The organism is Staphylococcus xylosus (assembly GCF_002732165.1).
GTDB classification, from domain to species: domain Bacteria; phylum Bacillota; class Bacilli; order Staphylococcales; family Staphylococcaceae; genus Staphylococcus; species Staphylococcus xylosus.
Genome location: NZ_MRZO01000009.1, coordinates 61,311 through 78,981 on the forward strand (window position 1 = coordinate 61,311; position 17,671 = coordinate 78,981).

21 protein-coding genes are annotated in these 17,671 nt (G+C 31.3%); 5 read left to right on the plus strand and 16 right to left on the minus strand.

The genetic code is table 11. The features are described from left to right. Positions 1-83: 83 nt before the first annotated feature. Positions 84-1,124, minus strand: coding sequence for a 6-phosphogluconolactonase (pglS, locus tag BTM19_RS11795; RefSeq protein ID WP_058625887.1), 1,041 nt, complete (start codon positions 1,122-1,124; stop codon positions 84-86). A 122-nt stretch (positions 1,125-1,246) separates the two neighbouring features. On the opposite strand from pglS, the gene BTM19_RS11800 reads away from it, so the two are divergent. Beyond that, the gene (locus BTM19_RS11800) at positions 1,247-1,666 is read left to right on the plus strand and encodes a YolD-like family protein (protein WP_058625888.1); all 420 of its coding nucleotides are present in this window, start codon (positions 1,247-1,249) and stop codon (positions 1,664-1,666) included. Between the two features lie 179 nt (positions 1,667-1,845). Here the strand turns inward: BTM19_RS11800 and BTM19_RS11805 are convergent, their stop codons facing one another. Next, a complete protein-coding gene (locus tag BTM19_RS11805) occupies positions 1,846-2,016 on the minus strand; it encodes a hypothetical protein (RefSeq protein WP_017723456.1) in 171 nt (56 codons plus the stop codon). Positions 2,017-2,640: 624 nt separating this feature from the next. On the opposite strand from BTM19_RS11805, the gene BTM19_RS11810 reads away from it, so the two are divergent. Further along, a complete protein-coding gene (locus tag BTM19_RS11810; RefSeq protein ID WP_029378945.1) occupies positions 2,641-3,681 on the plus strand; it encodes a C45 family autoproteolytic acyltransferase/hydolase in 1,041 nt (346 codons plus the stop codon). A gap of 93 nt (positions 3,682-3,774) precedes the next feature. Here the strand turns inward: BTM19_RS11810 and BTM19_RS11815 are convergent, their stop codons facing one another. The 3 genes from BTM19_RS11815 to BTM19_RS11825 form a co-directional block, all read right to left on the minus strand. Continuing rightward, entirely contained in the window at positions 3,775-4,626 is an 852-nt protein-coding gene (locus BTM19_RS11815) for a DUF4097 family beta strand repeat-containing protein (RefSeq protein ID WP_029378944.1), read from the minus strand. Then, positions 4,623-5,183, minus strand: a complete 561-nt coding sequence (locus BTM19_RS11820; protein ID WP_029378943.1) for an HAAS signaling domain-containing protein — start codon at positions 5,181-5,183, stop codon at positions 4,623-4,625. The genes BTM19_RS11815 and BTM19_RS11820 overlap by 4 nt, the downstream gene beginning before the upstream one ends. Positions 5,184-5,288: 105 nt before the next feature. Further along, positions 5,289-5,705 carry a hypothetical protein gene (locus BTM19_RS11825; RefSeq protein WP_225489540.1) on the minus strand — a complete coding sequence of 139 codons (417 nt, stop codon included), beginning with the start codon at positions 5,703-5,705 and terminating at the stop codon, positions 5,289-5,291. Between the two features lie 234 nt (positions 5,706-5,939). Here BTM19_RS11825 and BTM19_RS11830 point away from each other — a divergent pair, with 234 nt between their 5' ends. Further along, the gene (locus tag BTM19_RS11830; RefSeq protein WP_029378941.1) at positions 5,940-6,500 is read left to right on the plus strand and encodes a thioredoxin family protein; all 561 of its coding nucleotides are present in this window, start codon (positions 5,940-5,942) and stop codon (positions 6,498-6,500) included. An 81-nt stretch (positions 6,501-6,581) separates the two neighbouring features. On the opposite strand, the gene pmtD is transcribed toward BTM19_RS11830, so the two are convergent. From pmtD to BTM19_RS13150, 7 genes are all read right to left on the minus strand, one after another. Further along, positions 6,582-7,310 (minus strand): phenol-soluble modulin export ABC transporter permease subunit PmtD, encoded by a 729-nt coding sequence (pmtD, locus tag BTM19_RS11835; RefSeq protein ID WP_029378940.1) that lies wholly within the window; start codon positions 7,308-7,310, stop codon positions 6,582-6,584. Beyond that, positions 7,310-8,182, minus strand: coding sequence for a phenol-soluble modulin export ABC transporter ATP-binding protein PmtC (gene pmtC / locus BTM19_RS11840; RefSeq protein WP_029378939.1), 873 nt, complete (start codon positions 8,180-8,182; stop codon positions 7,310-7,312). Before pmtC ends, pmtD begins: the two co-directional genes overlap by 1 nt. Before the next feature lie 20 nt (positions 8,183-8,202). Next, positions 8,203-8,865, minus strand: a complete 663-nt coding sequence (gene pmtB, locus BTM19_RS11845; protein WP_099265867.1) for a phenol-soluble modulin export ABC transporter permease subunit PmtB — start codon at positions 8,863-8,865, stop codon at positions 8,203-8,205. Positions 8,866-8,881: 16 nt separating this feature from the next. Next, positions 8,882-9,769: a phenol-soluble modulin export ABC transporter ATP-binding protein PmtA gene (pmtA, locus tag BTM19_RS11850; protein WP_029378937.1), complete on the minus strand. Its 888-nt coding sequence runs from the start codon at positions 9,767-9,769 to the stop codon at positions 8,882-8,884. Further along, complete coding sequence (pmtR, locus tag BTM19_RS11855) at positions 9,766-10,146, minus strand: PSM export ABC transporter transcriptional regulator PmtR (RefSeq protein WP_017723446.1); 381 nt, start codon at positions 10,144-10,146, stop codon at positions 9,766-9,768. The genes pmtA and pmtR overlap by 4 nt, the downstream gene beginning before the upstream one ends. A gap of 210 nt (positions 10,147-10,356) precedes the next feature. After that, positions 10,357-10,545, minus strand: a complete 189-nt coding sequence (locus BTM19_RS11860; RefSeq protein ID WP_029378936.1) for an SE1626 family protein — start codon at positions 10,543-10,545, stop codon at positions 10,357-10,359. A 236-nt stretch (positions 10,546-10,781) separates the two neighbouring features. Further along, complete coding sequence (locus tag BTM19_RS13150) at positions 10,782-10,877, minus strand: Trp-rich small protein (protein WP_099265868.1); 96 nt, start codon at positions 10,875-10,877, stop codon at positions 10,782-10,784. 201 nt (positions 10,878-11,078) lie between these two features. On the opposite strand from BTM19_RS13150, the gene BTM19_RS11870 reads away from it, so the two are divergent. Beyond that, the gene (locus BTM19_RS11870; RefSeq protein ID WP_029378935.1) at positions 11,079-12,368 is read left to right on the plus strand and encodes an aminotransferase class I/II-fold pyridoxal phosphate-dependent enzyme; all 1,290 of its coding nucleotides are present in this window, start codon (positions 11,079-11,081) and stop codon (positions 12,366-12,368) included. 257 nt (positions 12,369-12,625) lie between these two features. On the opposite strand, the gene BTM19_RS11875 is transcribed toward BTM19_RS11870, so the two are convergent. The 3 genes from BTM19_RS11875 to groES form a co-directional block, all read right to left on the minus strand. Continuing rightward, positions 12,626-13,093 (minus strand): DinB family protein, encoded by a 468-nt coding sequence (locus BTM19_RS11875; protein ID WP_029378934.1) that lies wholly within the window; start codon positions 13,091-13,093, stop codon positions 12,626-12,628. Between the two features lie 462 nt (positions 13,094-13,555). Then, positions 13,556-15,178 carry a chaperonin GroEL gene (gene groL, locus BTM19_RS11880; protein ID WP_029378933.1) on the minus strand — a complete coding sequence of 541 codons (1,623 nt, stop codon included), beginning with the start codon at positions 15,176-15,178 and terminating at the stop codon, positions 13,556-13,558. Positions 15,179-15,243: 65 nt separating this feature from the next. Beyond that, on the minus strand, positions 15,244-15,531 hold the full coding sequence (gene groES / locus BTM19_RS11885; protein ID WP_029378932.1) for a co-chaperone GroES: 288 nt from the start codon (positions 15,529-15,531) through the stop codon (positions 15,244-15,246). Between the two features lie 178 nt (positions 15,532-15,709). Between groES and mroQ the strand changes: the two genes are divergently transcribed. Beyond that, positions 15,710-16,453 carry an intramembrane glutamic endopeptidase MroQ gene (mroQ, locus tag BTM19_RS11890; protein WP_029378931.1) on the plus strand — a complete coding sequence of 248 codons (744 nt, stop codon included), beginning with the start codon at positions 15,710-15,712 and terminating at the stop codon, positions 16,451-16,453. An 80-nt stretch (positions 16,454-16,533) separates the two neighbouring features. Here the strand turns inward: mroQ and BTM19_RS12990 are convergent. Continuing rightward, the coding region (locus BTM19_RS12990; protein WP_233193982.1) for an SdrH family protein at positions 16,534-17,671 on the minus strand (1,138 nt) is incomplete at its 5' end.

The window sequence follows — 17,671 nt, forward strand, 5'->3', positions numbered from 1 at the left end:
ATGCGCCCTCCCAATATATTTGGGATAGGCGCATTTTTTATAATATTAAGTTAGTGATTGCGTTATTTAATAAATTTCTAAGTTTATGTTTCTTTTAAAAACTGTACACAGACACCTTCAGGCGCAGTATGTTTATCGTCTACTTTTTCTAGTTCACCAGTTATCTTATCACGTCTAAATACAGTAAGTGCATAATCACCTTCTTGGTGTGCACACACTAAATAATCATCTGAATCAGTAATGTTAAAATCACGTGGAAACTCACCGCCACTTGCTACGATATCTACTAATGAAATCATGTCCCCTTCATCAGCTACTTTGAAAATAGCAATACTATCGTGACCTCTATTACTAATGTATAAGAATTTTTGATCTTTTGATAATCTTACTGCTGCTAATTTTGTATCCCCTTCAAAGTTTTCTGGAATCGTCAAATGACGTTCTATTTCTGCAAATTTACCATCTTCATATTTTACTGTACTTACAATATTTGATATTTCATGAACTACATAGGCATATTTACCATTTTCATGGAAGGTAATATGTCTAGGTCCATCACCTGGTTCAAAATCAAACATAGCATATTCACTGTATCCTTCATCACCAAACTCATATGTCACCATTTTGTCTGTACCTAAGTCCATTGCCACTACATATTTTTTATCTGGCGTGATATCCATAAAATGAATATGTGCATGGTCTTGTCGCTCTGACGGACCAGTTGGAAAATCATGTGCTAATTCCTGTATAAGTCGAACAATTTCTCCTGTGTGTGGATTTGCTTCATATATACGTGCTAATCCTGCACCATAAACAGTTTCAAAAATATATTTACCATCTGGTGATATTGAAACATAACAACCAGTACCAGCTGTTGACGCTAAACATTTATTAATGAGGCTTAACTTGCCATCTTTCTCTATTTTAAGGCTAGCGATACCACAATTGTCGCCTTCTCTATTTATCGCATATAAAAATGAATTATGCTGATTTAAATAAGTTGATGCTTCTAGTTCATACCCAGTTTCAACTTCAATTATTTTTCCAGTTTGTTCATCAAGTTGGAAACGGTAGACCCCTTTACCTTCTTTTTTTGTATAAGTACCGATATAACCTATCGTCATTATGAAAACCCCTCCATATTATGATAGTTTCATTTTAATAGAGATTTATTACAAATACAATATAATGAATTATCACTTCACTTAACCAAACATATGTTCTATAATAATGTCGAGGTGATAAAATGATTCCGAAAGAATTTAAGAATGAAACTGATTACAGAAATATTCCTAGAGAATATTTAAATCCTAATATACCTAAAGGTCGTGGCATGGTTAAATGGCAACCGTTCGCTACTTTGCCAGAACAATTCGAAACCATACAGCAATATTTGATTGACCAAAATAAAATTGATCGCCCAATGTTATCAGACGATCAATTGAGTGAACTTAATTTACAACTTCATCAAGCATTACATACCGAACAACACATTACAATTGAATATTATCAATCTGGGTGGCTAGAACATATAACCTTAAAAATTAAGAATATTGACATGATTCATATGTGTTTAGAGGGGTACTCGCTAAACAACTCAGAAATTATTAAATTATCACTTTTTGATATCACTCGCATTAATCCATATAATCCATATAATCCATAGCTACAATCGTTTTTGTACTACAAATCTTATACTCAGTCTTATTTCATTTCATATAGCTTTAGGAAGTTCAACTAAACTCATGTTTATTTATGAAAAGCCTAGTAATAGTAATTTAACCCAGTTCCCTACTACTTATATGCATAAAAAAATAGAACACTCTAAAGTGTTCTATTAATAATTTAATTATTAGATTCGATATCTGAAACAATCTCTTTTGTTTTACTTTCAATATCTTCAAAGTCTTTTTTGAAAATATAAGCGAACACTACTGCACCAATTCCTGCTGCTAATGATACAGTAAGGATTGTACCGAATACAAATTTAAATAAACCTTTAATAAAATTCCACATTCTGTTTCACCTCAATAAATTATTAACATATCCGTTATTAATGATAGCATACTTAAAAGCATCAATAAATATATACCCGCTTTTCACTACTTTAATTTAAATATTATTATAGTAATAATATGATATTATTGTAGTAATGCTTTAAGTTATAATTAAAGACTGTATATTAATTACTACCTTTAATACTTTAATAATAACAGAACTCTTAAAAATATTACATTTATTAGTCATATAGAACAAGGAGTGGGAAAGAAATCTAATCTATTTAAGACCATTTCGCAGTCCCACCCCGGCGAAAATCACTAGAGTCAATACTGATAAATTGTTTATCTAAGCTGGCGCTCATGCAAATGTTTCACTTACTTTATATAATAATTAAGGCTGAGACAATTAATTTGTCCCAGCCGCTTAGTTAATTACTTGCCCCACCAAGTACTCATTGCATCTCTAACAGCATCATAATAATTTGCCATTGCAATCACCTCATTTTAATTTAAAAATAAATAACCAGTCGTCGTTGTTATACTTATAATAACGACAAGCATCGTATAATACAATTAACATGGGGTTACAATAAAGTTACAAATTTGTAAGATTACACGACTAAAACAGGAGTTTTACATTATGCAAAAAGTAAAAACAGATATATTAACTCACCGCGGATCGCATTTCGATTTAGGTGTACAAACTGCTCAGTGGATGCAACAAACGCCACTATTAAAAAATAGAGAAAAAGAATGGAAAAAACGTATGCCTCGCTTTGATATTCACATAAAAGAAACATATGATATCTTTCAAACCTATGCACCTCAAATATGGGAAGAAATCAGAGGTATACAAGAAGTCCTTAATCTACCAACAAATCAAATGATTCTAAACTTTGCACACTATCGTTTTACACCACTAAAGAATAGTGGTTGTACAATTTACTTGGGACAAGACTACATGGTAAGAAATTATGACTATCACCCTGCAACTTATGATGGTCGTTATCAACTTTTCCAACCAAATGATGGAGGATTAGCACAAATTGGTCCAACATCTCGCGTGACTGGCAGAATGGATGGTATGAATGAAGCTGGATTATCTATGGGTTATAACTTCATGCATAGAAAACATCCAGGCGATGGCTTCGTATGCTATATGATTGGTAGACTCATTTTACAATATTGTAAAGACGTGCCAGAGGCAATTCAATTATTGAAAGAAATTCCACACAGAAGTTCATTTAGCTATATTGTCATGGATAAACACTTAAATCATGCCATAATCGAAGTTTCTCCTAGATCACTTGATGTAAGGTATGATCGTACATGTACAAACCATTTCAAGATACTAACTCATGAGAACAGAAATTATACCAAAGAATCTAAAGAACGTTTAGATAGGCTTTTACAACAAACACCAAATGGTTTGGATAAAATGCACGCATTTGAATTATTTAATAATCCAGAATTTGAAATATATAGTAAATTATTTAAAAGTTGGTCTGGTACAATTCATACGACTATGTATGAACCACAATCGCTTAAAGCATACATGACTTTAGGTGAAAATAATACACCTACAGTAATTGATTTTAAACAATGGCTAAACGGGCAACCACTAGATATTCATTCCTTCTATGGATATATAGACACTGATTTGACCTTTGCCAGTTATTAAAATTCATATCAAATAGGATAATACGTTAGAAAAATAGCTATGAAGTCATCTATCAATATAGATTTCTCCATAGCTATTTTAATATATAGTCTATTAATTAATATGAATATCACCGTGTACAGTATAGAATTCTAAAATATTGTCTCCTTCTCCAACTCTATCGTTATCAAAACTCTTATTATTGACTTTTTCAACGCCATCATCAGGATTTAATTTTAATAACGTATTATCTGGTTTTTTATTATAAGACATAATAATATCACCATTTTGAGTAGAAGCTTTAAATGCAGAGTCAATGTCCATACGATCTAATTGGATATGGCCACTTTGAGCAAGCAACACAGAGTTTTTAATCAATGCATTTTGAGCATATATACTCGCATCTTTGGTTTTAATATTAGCATTAACGATTTTACTATCACTAATATGTATAGGTGATTTCAAACCTCTATACAACATTTTTTCAATTTCTGAATTTTGCACATAAACACGACTGCCAGTTCTGTCATTCATATTCAAGCCTACTTTATCAGCTTTGATATTTTGAAGCTTAATATTGCGTGCCTTGCTCGAAACTTTCAATTCCTTTAATTTTTCATTTGGTATCGTGATTTTCATTTCAGCCTTAATTTGTCTAAACGGATTATAATTCAAGCCATAATTATCGACTCGATTACTCGTTTCTTTCACATTTAATGATTGCTTACCTTTATTTATATTTACTTTCTGTTGGCCTTTATAATGAATTGCAAACTTATTTCCCTTTGCTATCGTTACATTACTAGAACGGCTGTCAATATCTAAATGATTTACTTCCGCATCATTATACGTTTTATCAATAACATTAAGTTTATTGTTTTGCTTTTCAAAACCAAACCATGTGATACAGCCTAAGGTAAAGCACACAATAAATAATGCTAAACCACTAAAGAATAATTTCCTCATTCATTTGCACTTCCTTTAATCGTCTTGATATTCCAACGTAAGTATTTTAGTATCAAACGATAAACGAATTGAGCTAATTTCGCAATGATCACAAATAATACAATGCCTAAACCAGTAAATGAAAACGCAAAAAGATAATTACTAATTGCTAAGCTAAACATATTATATAATGAGCCATGAATAATTAATAAAATCGGGCTAATTGCTAAAAACAATGCAACCAAAAGTAATATGAACATAAAACTACCAATAAATATCATTGGTATCAAGATAATGATTAAAGACAAAATACCCATGCCTAGTGAGGCCATAATCGCTCTAAGAATTGATTTAGCATTTGGCTTATACTCGGCAGAAACAATTGCATTCTTTGCTTTAATCTCTTTTCCAATTTTTTTAGGTGATTCTAATGCACCTATAATTTGATATTCATTTTTTCCCTCTCTTTCTTGATCAAAGAAGTATTGCTCATACTCATACATGACGTTATCTCGTTCTGCGCTTGGTATGCTATTTAATTCTTGTTCAAGCTCATTCAAGAAAGTGATTTTATCCAAATTATCTACCGCCATTCTAATTCTAGATTCGAATCAAAATATTTTATGTAATATCTAAGAATCACTTATTGCATGGGATTGTCATTCATTAGATTTTTAAATCCTTTATTTCTTATAGAATTCAATTTTCTTTATTTTATCATGTTTGCACACAATAGATAACTTTATTTGATTAACTTTGTCTCTATATGTAATGACTTTATATGATTTATGTAACTGCTTAATCTTATAATAATCACCTAATTGATTAATTACGTTTTGTATATCACCATCTATACTTGCATTAAAATTAGTCTCAATCGTAGTATCTTTAACGAGCGTGATACCTTTCAAGTAATCGTCTTTTTTACTGACTTTTAATGTTAGATAAGGTTCGTAATCTTTTGTATAAATCCGATGATTTTTCATTACGATATCATTATATGCTGTATATTTATGGCCATCTATTTGTGTGTCTAACTTCATATTATCAATAGTTAACTGAGATAAATCCGTAGATTGCGTATGATTAATGTAAACCACATTTAGGACAGCCCCTATCCCCATTGCCATAAAAAGCGCAATTATTAATAATTTAAATGACCTATGTAAATTCAATATTGTTGCCTCACTCCATATATATAATCAAAAACTAATTTGATATTTTTAATTGTCAGGTTAACTTAAAATCAAATTTATTTTTCTAAGTATTTAAAATTTTCTTTCATATTTAAAAATTGATATAATAATAACTAATACGCTAAAGGGGGAAATATTATGACAAGTTTAGAAACTTATTTCAAAAACAGTCAACCGCTTGATCAATATATCGAAGCTATGACTGAAAACAAAGAGAATTTGTTAACGATTTACAATTCTTTCTCTTTACCAGAAGAGGATAATCGAATTGAAAAGATTAAATCATTGAACTATTCAAAAGTATTAGTCATCACTGAAGATTGGTGTGGGGATGCCATGATGAACGTCCCAATTTTAAAACATATTAGTGAAACTTTAAATTTAGAAGTTCGAGTATTCCATCGCGATGAAAATACAGATTTAATAGATCAGTATTTAACAAATGGAACCGCTCGTTCAATACCTATTTTTGTTTTCTTAAATGATGATTATGAACAACAAACTGTTTGGGGACCACGTGCAAGACAAGTGCAACACTTTGTAGATGAAGCACGTTCAAACGTTCCAGCAAAAGATGATCCAACTTTTGAAGACAAGTCTGCTGAAGCACATACAATCATGATGAATCGTTACAAAACTGATTCTCAATTATGGAAATATGTTTATGATTCCATATTAGATAAGTTAATTATAAAATAAAAAGACGTATGAATGATGCTGTTTAACTGCACATTCATACGTCTTTCTTTTACATCTATATCTTTTATTAGCTACCCACTGTTAAATATCTTTCTTAGATGAATAGAATATATTAACAACGAATAAGATAACGATCGACGCTGAAGTTATAAACCATTGCCAGTTCGTAAATGTATAATCACCTGAAGTTGTTTTTGAAGTTAAATAGCTAAATGGAATATATTTTAATGAATCTTGTATATTGTCTCCAATTTTAGGAATCATAGGCAAGAATGGCTCCGCAAATGGAACAATTAACACTAAGAATACACCAAGCGTAAATATAAGTGCTGTCTTAGGTACGATAAGTGAAAATAAATATAAAAGTAATCCAAAGAATAAATGGAACATTAAAAAGAATCCTAATAGTTCAAAAATCTTTTTAGTTTTAATGTTGTCCCCCTCAACTAAACCTTGAACAATAAGTACAAATGCAACTAATACAGCTGTAATCAATACTGCAATTAAAATAATCGAAATCACTTTTGCAATAATGTAACCAATACGATTAGAAGTTTTATTCATGTAAAGTTGAATGGTACCTTGTGATATATCACGTGTAATAGTTTTAATTACAAATAGCAAGCCCATAATTGAAAAGAACCAACTACCTATTGTAAGTAATGTATTGCCATTCATTTCATCTGCTTGTTGTAAAAATAAAATGATGAAGCCAACCATTGGTAACAATGTTAGAAGCAACGCTAAATACGTTAACGGACTTTTAAAAATGCTGAACAAATCATATTTTACAAGTTGTAAACTATTCATTATTGACCGCCTTTCTGATTAATATTGAAGTAAGTATCACGTAATGAACTTTTACGTGTTTCAATAAATTTAGGATAAATGTCTTTGTTCGCTAAACCTTTAAGCACATTTTTATAGCTATTTTGAGCTTTTATAATAATTTCTCCACTTGCTTGTTGTGTTTGAATTACGTCAAACTCCTCATTTAAGAATGTTGCAGCAGTGTCGAAATCATTTTCTTCAAAAATTAGTACTGTAGAGTCAGAAGGTGTACCTTCTTTCATGTCTACATCTTGTACAAATTTTCCATCACGTAAGAATACTGCTCTATCGCAAATTAATTCAATATCCTCCAACTTATGACTAGAAATTAAAATTTTCATTTCTAATTCTTTTACAAGTGATTGGATTGTTTTTAAAACATCAATAGAACCATCTGGATCCATACCATTAGTAGGTTCATCAAGAATTAAATACTTCGGTTTATTCATTAATGAAACAGCGATTGCTAACTTTTGTTTCATACCCATAGAATATTTTTTAACTTTCTTCTTAACATAAGGTCTCATACCGAATGCATCGATAATTTGATCTGCATATTTTTTGTCGAACCCTTTACCTAAAACATTCGCAAAAAGTTTTAAATTATATAATCCTGATTTATTATCATACAATTTCGGATGTTCGATGAGATAACCGATATTTTCTTTATTACCTGTTTTCACATCACCTTTATAATTGATAATATTTCCATTCATAACTTTCATCAGTGTTGTTTTACCAACACCATTTTTACCTATCAAACCCACAATTTGGCTTTGACCAAAATCAAAATCAATATGGTCTAAAACATTATTACTACCATACGTTTTAGTAATATTCTTTAATTCCATAAATGCGCCTCCCTTTGAGATTAATTTACTTTTTTATACTGAATGAAATAATTAGCAATAAAAAACAAAATACTCATTACTAAAAATCCATAGTTAAACATCGTTTCTAAATAATCCATTTGTCTTAAATTAAAGTTAAATACTGCGATAAGGCCAACAGCCACCAGTATGACAAAAACCGGTATAATAATAAACATCGTTAGTAAGTATATCAAATAAGAAATATATTCCGATTTTTGTTCAATATACCTTTTAAATGCTATAGGTATAGTAAAGAAGTTAATTGTTATATAAGAGTAAGGCACCATAACATTCAAATTTAATTGGTCCGCAGAAACGTTAGAATCCGGTATATTGTATAGTGATAATATAGCCGCTCCTATTAGTGTAAACATAATTACTGTCACATAGTTTGCATTAAGTAGAGCCTTTTTTGAAACTGGTAAACTCGCAAAAAAATCATATGACATTTTGTGACCTAATTTACTATTGAACCTAAACGCATGTCCAGAATCAACGATAGATATGAACAATAATATCATCGCAACGGCTGAATAAATTGATTTAGTAAGTAACGTATCATTCCCAATCACTAATTGTAATGGCGAAAGCAACAATAACATCGAATAAATAATTATAGTCCATTTACGTAATTTTATATTTCTAATAAGTAAATTTTTCATCTAATGGCCCTCCTCACTATGAAATGCCATCATTGTAAAATTCAATTTTGTGTATTCCTTTTTCGAGGAAAACCATGAGTTCTTCAATTTTCGGTTTAGTTATTGCTACTTCATTACCAAATATTTCTTTAAATACATTTGCATGTGTTGTAAGCACCGTATAACCGGTTTTATTATATTCTATATAATATGCTAAAGAAACTAACTCATCGTCTATCTGACTTGAATCGCCTTTTACAATTTTAAACTTATTCAGAATATCATCTAAAAAATCATTAAACACAATTTCACCGTCTTTTAAATACACTAAGTAATCAGCAATTTTCTCTAAATCTGAAATAATGTGTGTGGAAATAAATACAGTTTTATTTTCATCGATGAGTTCTTGTTGAATGATATCTAAAACTTCATTGCGAACAATTGGGTCTAAACCAGAAGTAGGTTCGTCTAAAATAAATAATTCTGCATGATGGCTAAAAGCAATCGCAATAGATAATTTCATTTTCATCCCTGTTGAGAAGCTTTTCAACTTTTTATCCCGAACTAAATTAAATTTTTCAAGAAAGTAATTGAAACGAGCACTGTCCCACTTTTTATAAAAAGGAGCGATATATTTTTCAATTTTATTAATAGTCCATTTGTCATTTAAATACAGTTCTGAATAAATAAAACCGATTCTATTTTTGATTTCCTCAGCGTTGTCTTTCATCTGTTTATTAAAAACTAAGATTTCTCCTTGTTCTGGTTCAATTAAATCCATAATTAATCTAATGAGTGTCGTTTTGCCAACACCGTTTGCGCCAATAAAACCTGTGACAAATCCTCGAGGAACTTCAAAAGAAATATCATTCAACTTGAATTCTTTATGCTGATAATTAACAGCATTTAATTCTATAGCTTTCATTCCTCGTCCTCCTCAAAGATCATCTCCAAAATTTCTTGTAGCTCAGGCAATGACATACCAATTGTCTTGGCTTCTTTACTCATTGATTTAGCTAATGACTCAATCACAATGAATTGTTTTTCTTTCAAAATGGAACTGTCTTGTTCTTTTACAAACGTGCCTTTACCCCTAATTGTAAAGACAAATCCATCTTTTTCTAAGTCTTCGTATGCACGCTTAGTGGTTATCACGCTAACGCTTAAATCTTGTGCTAACTCACGCATAGAAGGTAAATGTTCGCCTGGAACTACGTAGCCTTTTAAAATATTTTCTTTAATTTGTTGCTTAATTTGTTCATAAATAGGGCTTTCACTACTATTTTTTAAAAGTATTTTCACGGACGTCCTCCCTTGCAACTGTATATACACAATATATACAATATATACACACTTGTAAATAGAAAATCAGAAATTAATTGCATGCTTTTTAATTTTGTGATTTTTGAAAACTAAATAATATTTTGGGGATTTATATACAAAATTAAAAGACTATATTATGAAAGAAAACAAATTTTTGTTTTTTCATAAATATAGTCTTTATAATAACTATTACTTCTTTTGGTCATTTTTCTTTTTTCGTCTATTATTATTGCGGTTGATAAACGCACAAATCATAAACATTATAGCGGCAATTAATAATTTTATGCCAGAACTTTCATGTCCTGTAGCTTGCAAGTAATACCCTACCACAAACAAAGCAATAGCAATAATTACAAATATCTTTGTTAAATGTTTCATTCATTTCACCTCAAAACAATTTTCATTATACCAAATTATGTTAAGTATTTCTAAATCTCTACTGATTCATTTAATATTTTTAAATTTTAATTTCCCTCTATCATAACCTAAGCAATAGAATATATTGTTTGCAGTCCTTTAAATATGATGGTAAAATTACTAATGTATCCACGGATTATATTACACAACCCCAAGTCTGATGACGCAGACTTGGGGTTTTTTGTGTGTAAGGCCACCTATTTGTCTTTCCATTTATTTTCTAACCAAACACGGAATACAACAAGTAAGCTACCTGTTAACAAAGTTGTTATCATTTCTTGCCACCACGTGATCATATTACACCTCCCACAGAAAAAAGTACCATGTAGGATTTCGATGGCCTAACCATATTCTAACACAAAATAGAACATATGTTCGTGCAAAAGCGTAGTTTTTTTATTTTTCCGTCAAATCTTTGCGCTATGCTTTAATTTAAAGCTGTTTCGCGATAATATAATAGTATCCTGAAATAGTAAAGAGAGGTTGACCAACATATGAATCCTTTAGCTTTAGATTTAAATGAAAAATTGTCTAAATCAAACCCAGAAATAGCTGATATGCTATCAGATCTTGGAAAATTAATGTATTATCCAAAGGGCATTTTATCTCAGTCTGCTGAGGCAAAATCTACAAAGTATAATGCAACAATCGGTATGGCTACTTATAAAGACAGTAAAATGTATGCTAATACATTAAATGATGTTTTTACAGAGCTTACTCCAGATGAAATCTTTCCATACGCTCCTCCTCAAGGTATTGAATCACTCCGTGATTTATGGCAACAAAAAATGTTAAAAGAAAACCCAGATTTAGATGTAAATGACATGACTAGACCAATTCTTACTAATGCTTTAACACATGGTTTATCATTAGTAGCCGACATGTTTGTAGATAGTGGTGATACATTACTATTGCCAACTCATAATTGGGGAAATTATAAACTTGTATATAGCGCTAGACACAACGCTGATATTGAGACATATGATATCTTTGATGAAGATGGTCGTTTTACAACTGATAACTTTGTTGATACTCTGGAAAACTACCAAAAAGATAAAGTGATTTTAATTTTAAACTATCCAAATAATCCAACAGGCTACACACCTACTAAAGAAGAAGTTAGTACTATTGTTACTGCCATCAAATCTCTAGCAGAACGTGGTACAAATGTTATTGCTTTGGTAGATGATGCTTATTATGGTTTATTTTATGAAGACGTATATACACAATCACTATTTACTGCGTTAACTAATTTGCGTTTAGATAATGTATTACCTATCCGTTTAGATGGTGCTACAAAAGAATTCTTTGCTTGGGGCCTTCGAGTTGGATTCATTACCTTTGGCGTCTCAAATGAAACAACTAAGCACGTTCTTGAAGAAAAAGTAAAAGGATTAATTAGAAGTAACATTTCAAGTGGTCCAATGCCTTCTCAAAGTGCTGTTAAATATGTTTTAGAACACCCTGAGACTTTCGAAAATGAAATACAACATAATATTGATACACTACAAGCAAGATATGAAATCACTAAGTCAGTAGTTTATGATGATCAATATGCACCTTATTGGCAAGTTTATGACTTTAATTCTGGATATTTCATGGCATTAAAAGTTCATGGTGTAGATCCTGAACAATTGCGTTTATACTTAATAGAATCATATTCAATTGGTATTATTGCGCTAAATGACACTGATATACGTATCGCGTTTAGTTGTGTTGAAAAAGACGATATCCCACATGTATTTGACACAATTGCAAAAGCAATCTCAGAATTACAAAAATAATTTATTACTTTAAAATAACATTAAAGAGGTGCACTGAAAGTTTAAAGCTTTCAGTGCACCTCTTTTTGTCATAATTGAAAAGTCCTACAACTATTGTAAATATTACTAGCTAGTGTCCACCTCAACAGGAGTGCCGAAACACTGACTTTTGCTAAAACAATTTCTCGTTATGCTTATCCAACTCGAATAAGAGCAACGATGTATTAAAACAGCCCAAAACATCTTTTTATGTTTTGAGCTTATTAAATTCGTTATATCTATTGATGTTGTTTAAGTATACGTGACATTTCTTCAATTTTACCAGCATGTAATGGAATATGAATCGCGTTAAGTACTAACAATTCATTCAACGTACTACAACCAGCAATAGTTTCTGTCAATTCTTGCTCTAACTGTTCATCAGTTAAACTTCTCGCACGGTCTGGTAATGTTTTTAAATGTTCAAATATTTCATCAACGGTAGGAATATTTTCATCTCCCCACTTTTCTAGTGAAGAACCATATCCAAATAAACTTGTATATTTAGCAATATCTACTTCATTTTGCTCACATAATGATAATGCACTTTCAAATATCGTAAGTACATGCCCATATTGCCAATGAATTGTATTTGGAAAGGCAGCAATCTTATCATCTAGCACCTGTTCGTTACTCCAATTATCATATCCTGATATTAAATAGTTAATACCTAAATCGATAACTTCATAAACTGTTGGTTTTGTCATAATTAAACTTCCTTTCGTCTTTCAAAATTTTAAGTACACTTAAAATCATGTATAAGAACCGCTTCTAATTATACTTACATACTTTACCCTAAACTATAATTAAATATTCGCATAATAAAATGCTTTAGAAAATGAAAAGTTTAACATTATATAATTTGTACAGAAGTTCAATACTTTTAATTTAATGATATATTACACTCTGTTAAGTATTGTCTAAATATCCATTCAATCTTACTATCCATAAATCACTTTTCACTAAAATGGATTATACTGTCATGTTTAGCGCGTAATTTAGAAACAAAGTGTGTATTTATTTTTCCAATAGAGTGAGTTACTGCCAACACAAAGATTAAGGCTGAGACAATTAAAAAATTGCCCCAGCCTATAACTTTCACTACATATATTTTATTAATATTATCAAGGAAAGTCACATACTATTTACTTAAATATCTATATGGAACTTTACATCATTCCTGGCATGCCGCCCATACCTGCTTGAGCGTCGTTACTACTTTCTTCTGGAATATTAGCAACAACTGCTTCTGTAGTAAGGAACATTGCAGCAACACTTGCAGCATGTTGTAATGATGAACGTGTTACTTTAGTAGGGTCAACAATACCAGCTTCTAACATGTTTACCCATTCATTTGTAGCCGCATTGAAACCAACGCCTACGTCTGCATTTTTAAGTCTTTCAACTATAATTGAACCTTCTAAACCAGCATTTTCAGCAATTTGGCGTACAGGTGCTTCTAAAGCTTTCAATACAATATTAATACCAGTTGCTATATCGCCTTCAGCTTCAATTTTAGAAACTTTATCATAAATATTCATGAAGGCAGTTCCTCCACCAGCTACGATACCTTCTTCAACGGCAGCTCTTGTAGAGTTTAACGCATCTTCAATACGTAATTTACGTTCTTTTAATTCTGTTTCGCTTGCTGCACCAACTTTAATTACAGCTACGCCACCTGCTAATTTAGCTAAACGTTCTTGTAATTTTTCTTTATCGAACTCAGAATCTGTTTCTTCAATTTGAGCTTTAATTTGGCTTACACGTGCATCGATGTTATTTTGGTCTCCATCACCATCAACAACAGTTGTATTGTCTTTTGTAATTTCAGCTTTATTTGATGTACCTAACATATCAATTGTTGCATCTTTAATATCTAATCCTAGATCATCAGTAATTACTTGTGCACCTGTTAAAATCGCTAAGTCTTCTAACATTGCTTTACGACGATCACCGAAACCAGGAGCTTTAACAGCAACAGCAGTGAATGTACCACGCATACGGTTTAATACTATATTTGTTAACGCGTCACCTTCCACATCGTCAGCTACGATTAAGATTGGACGATTTGATTGAACAACCTGTTCTAATAGCGGTAGAATGTCTTGGAAAGATGAAATCTTTTTATCAGTAATTAAAATATAAGGTTTTTCAAGTTCTGCAACCATTTTATCTGAATCTGTTACCATATACGGTGATTGATAACCTCGATCAAATTGCATACCTTCTACAACTTCTAATTCTGTGTTAAAACCACTAGATTCTTCAATGGTAATAACGCCGTCGTTTCCAACTTTTTCCATAGCTTCAGAAATATATTTACCGATTTCTTCATCTGCAGCAGAAATTGAACCAACTTGAGCAATTTCATTTTTATTGTCTACATTTTGAGAAATATCATGTAATGCATTAATTGCTACTTCTACAGCTTTATCAATACCTTGACGTAAACCTACTGGATTTGCACCACTTGTGACGTTCTTCAATCCTTCTTGTATCATAGCTTGTGCTAAAACAGTCGCAGTTGTTGTTCCATCACCAGCAATTTCATTTGTTTTGTTAGCAACTTCTTGAACTAATTTTGCACCCATGTTTTCATAAGGGTCTTCTAGTTCAATTTCTTTAGCAATTGTCACACCATCATTTGTGATAAGCGGTGATGTGTATTCTTTATCTAATACTACATTACGCCCTTTTGGTCCAATTGTAACTTTAACGGCGTTAGCTAATTTATCTACACCTCTTAACATAGATTGACGTGCGTCTTCAGAGAATTTTAAATCTTTCGCCATATTACTCATACCTCCATGATGTTTTATTGATTTATTTTGAAATTATCAGAATTTGTTTATAATTTTTATGATTCAATAATAGCTAAAATATCTTCTTCATTTACGATTAAATAAGTTTCGTCTCCACGTTTTACTTCTGTTCCAGCGAATTGCTGAAATACTACATTATCGCCTTCATTTACTTCAGGAGCAACTCGAGAACCATCTTCTAAAATACGCCCTGCACCTACTGCAATTATCGTACCTTCGTTGGATTTCTCTTTCGCGCTATCAGTTAATACAATACCGCTCTTTGTTGTTTGCTCTTGCTCTGATTTTTGAATAATTACTCGGTTACCTAATGGCTTTAACATTGATTGTTCCTCCTTAAAAAGAATAAAATTATTTAGCACTTAAAGTGAATGAGTGCTAATGTACTTCTATAATAATCAAAGTTGGTCAATATTTCAAGTTAAAACTATTCAGCTAAATTTTGTATAAAACCTTATTTTACGATAAAATAAGGTATCATTTAATTTTTGGAGGTTCATTATGTCTCGTTTATGGGTGTCCATATTGACATTAGTTATATATGGCTTGGCACAATTTGGTGTAATCATTTTACAATTGTCGGGTCTATTTAATAACTATAGTGGCAAAGAACTCGTCTTTGCACAAATTTATACACAAGTTACATTATTTATTATTGCATCTTTCATAATTATTTTAATTAATCATTTTATCGCTAATCCTACCTCTTTGGAACAACAACCCAAAGAAAAGAAAAGGTACGCTATTGGATGGGCGCTTGTTGGCTATTTCATAGTAATGATTTATCAAATTATTGCTAATATGATTAATATCTATTTATTAGGCGCACCTCAATCAAGTCCAAACACAGAGAGACTGATGAAAGTAGCTCAAGAAATTCCTATATTCATTATATTAATTTCAGTAGTTGGCCCTATTTTAGAAGAATTTGTTTTTAGAAAAGTAATTTTCGGTGAAATTTATAATATGATTCGAGCAAATAATACTATTAAATTTTTAATTGCAGGGATCGTGAGTTCAATTATTTTTAGCGCTGCCCATTCAGATCCTTCCTTCTTTATTATTTACTTTGGTATGGGTATGATTTTCTCAGCATTATATGTTTATACTAAACGGATTTGGGTCCCTATTTTAGTGCATATCATGCAAAATGGCTTTGTAGTTATTATTCAAGTATTAGTAGGACCCGAAAAGATAAAAGAAATGCAGGAATCTGCTTCGTTTATTTTCAACTTTTTATTCTAATTATTATAAAAATATTAAAGGGAAGAAGCTGTGACATCAGTTTATGTCATAACTTCTTCCCTTTTTCTAAATTTTGATTGTTATTCGCCATCTTTTTTATTTCTTCTATTAACGAAATACCCTAAGACCATACCGACAAAGATAATTATCATTGCCGTGATTAAAGCAAATAGTGTACGTTCAAATTTAATATCAATTTCATTTTTAGATTGTTCATCTGTTGTATGTGTCAATTCGTCCTCACTACTTGAATGATACTCGTATTTACCTGAGGATTGTTGTCTTTTAGGATTTTTTAAATCAGGCATTGAGCCAATTTCACCTGTAATTAATGCTAATACTTGGTTATCTAAATTTTTATAATAATCACTAGATTTTAAAACATTAAAATATTGGAATTTAAAATAATTTGTGCCTTTTTGTAATTCATTTAAAAATGCATTATCTGCAAAAGTTTGGCGTCTTAAAACCGACGAAATCTCTTTATCGGATACTGTTTTAGCACCAGAACTTAGCTGTTTAACTTGATTAACTACAAAAGGATTATATTTAAATGAACCAGTAGACATTTGATCAAATCTGTTTATTAATTGATTTTCATTCGATTGAGATTTTTCGCTTTTGGCTAAATCACCATAACTTACTGAAGCTCCGCCACTTGCAATTTCATGATGACTAGAACTTCTATATTGAGGCTCATTTCCGTTATCATTAGTGTGATTCATCGAATTGTTAGTTGTATTAGAATCGCTATTATCAGTGTTAAGTCCTGGATTTAGAGTTACATTTGAATCTTCTTGACCATTTGGTTTAGAGGGCTTTGTATTATCATTCCCGGAATTATTTGGAGTACTTGAACCTCCATGACTGTCATCATTTGGGGTACTTGTATTACCTTCGTCATGAGGATTTTCTGGGACTTCTGAACCTCCGCCACTCGGAGTGTTTGGTTCATTACCATTACTAGGATTGTCTGGTTGCGGATTATTGCTTGAGCCATCTCCACTACCTGGTTTATCTGGGTTTGGTTGATTATCTCCATCGTCTCCACTACTTGGATTGTCTGGTTGCGGGTTATTGCTTGAGCCATCTCCACTACCTGGTTTATCTGGGTTTGGTTGATTGTCTCCACCATCTCCATTACTTGGATTGTCTGGTTGCGGGTTATTGCTTGAGCCATCTCCACTACCTGGTTTATCTGGGTTTGGTTGATTGTCT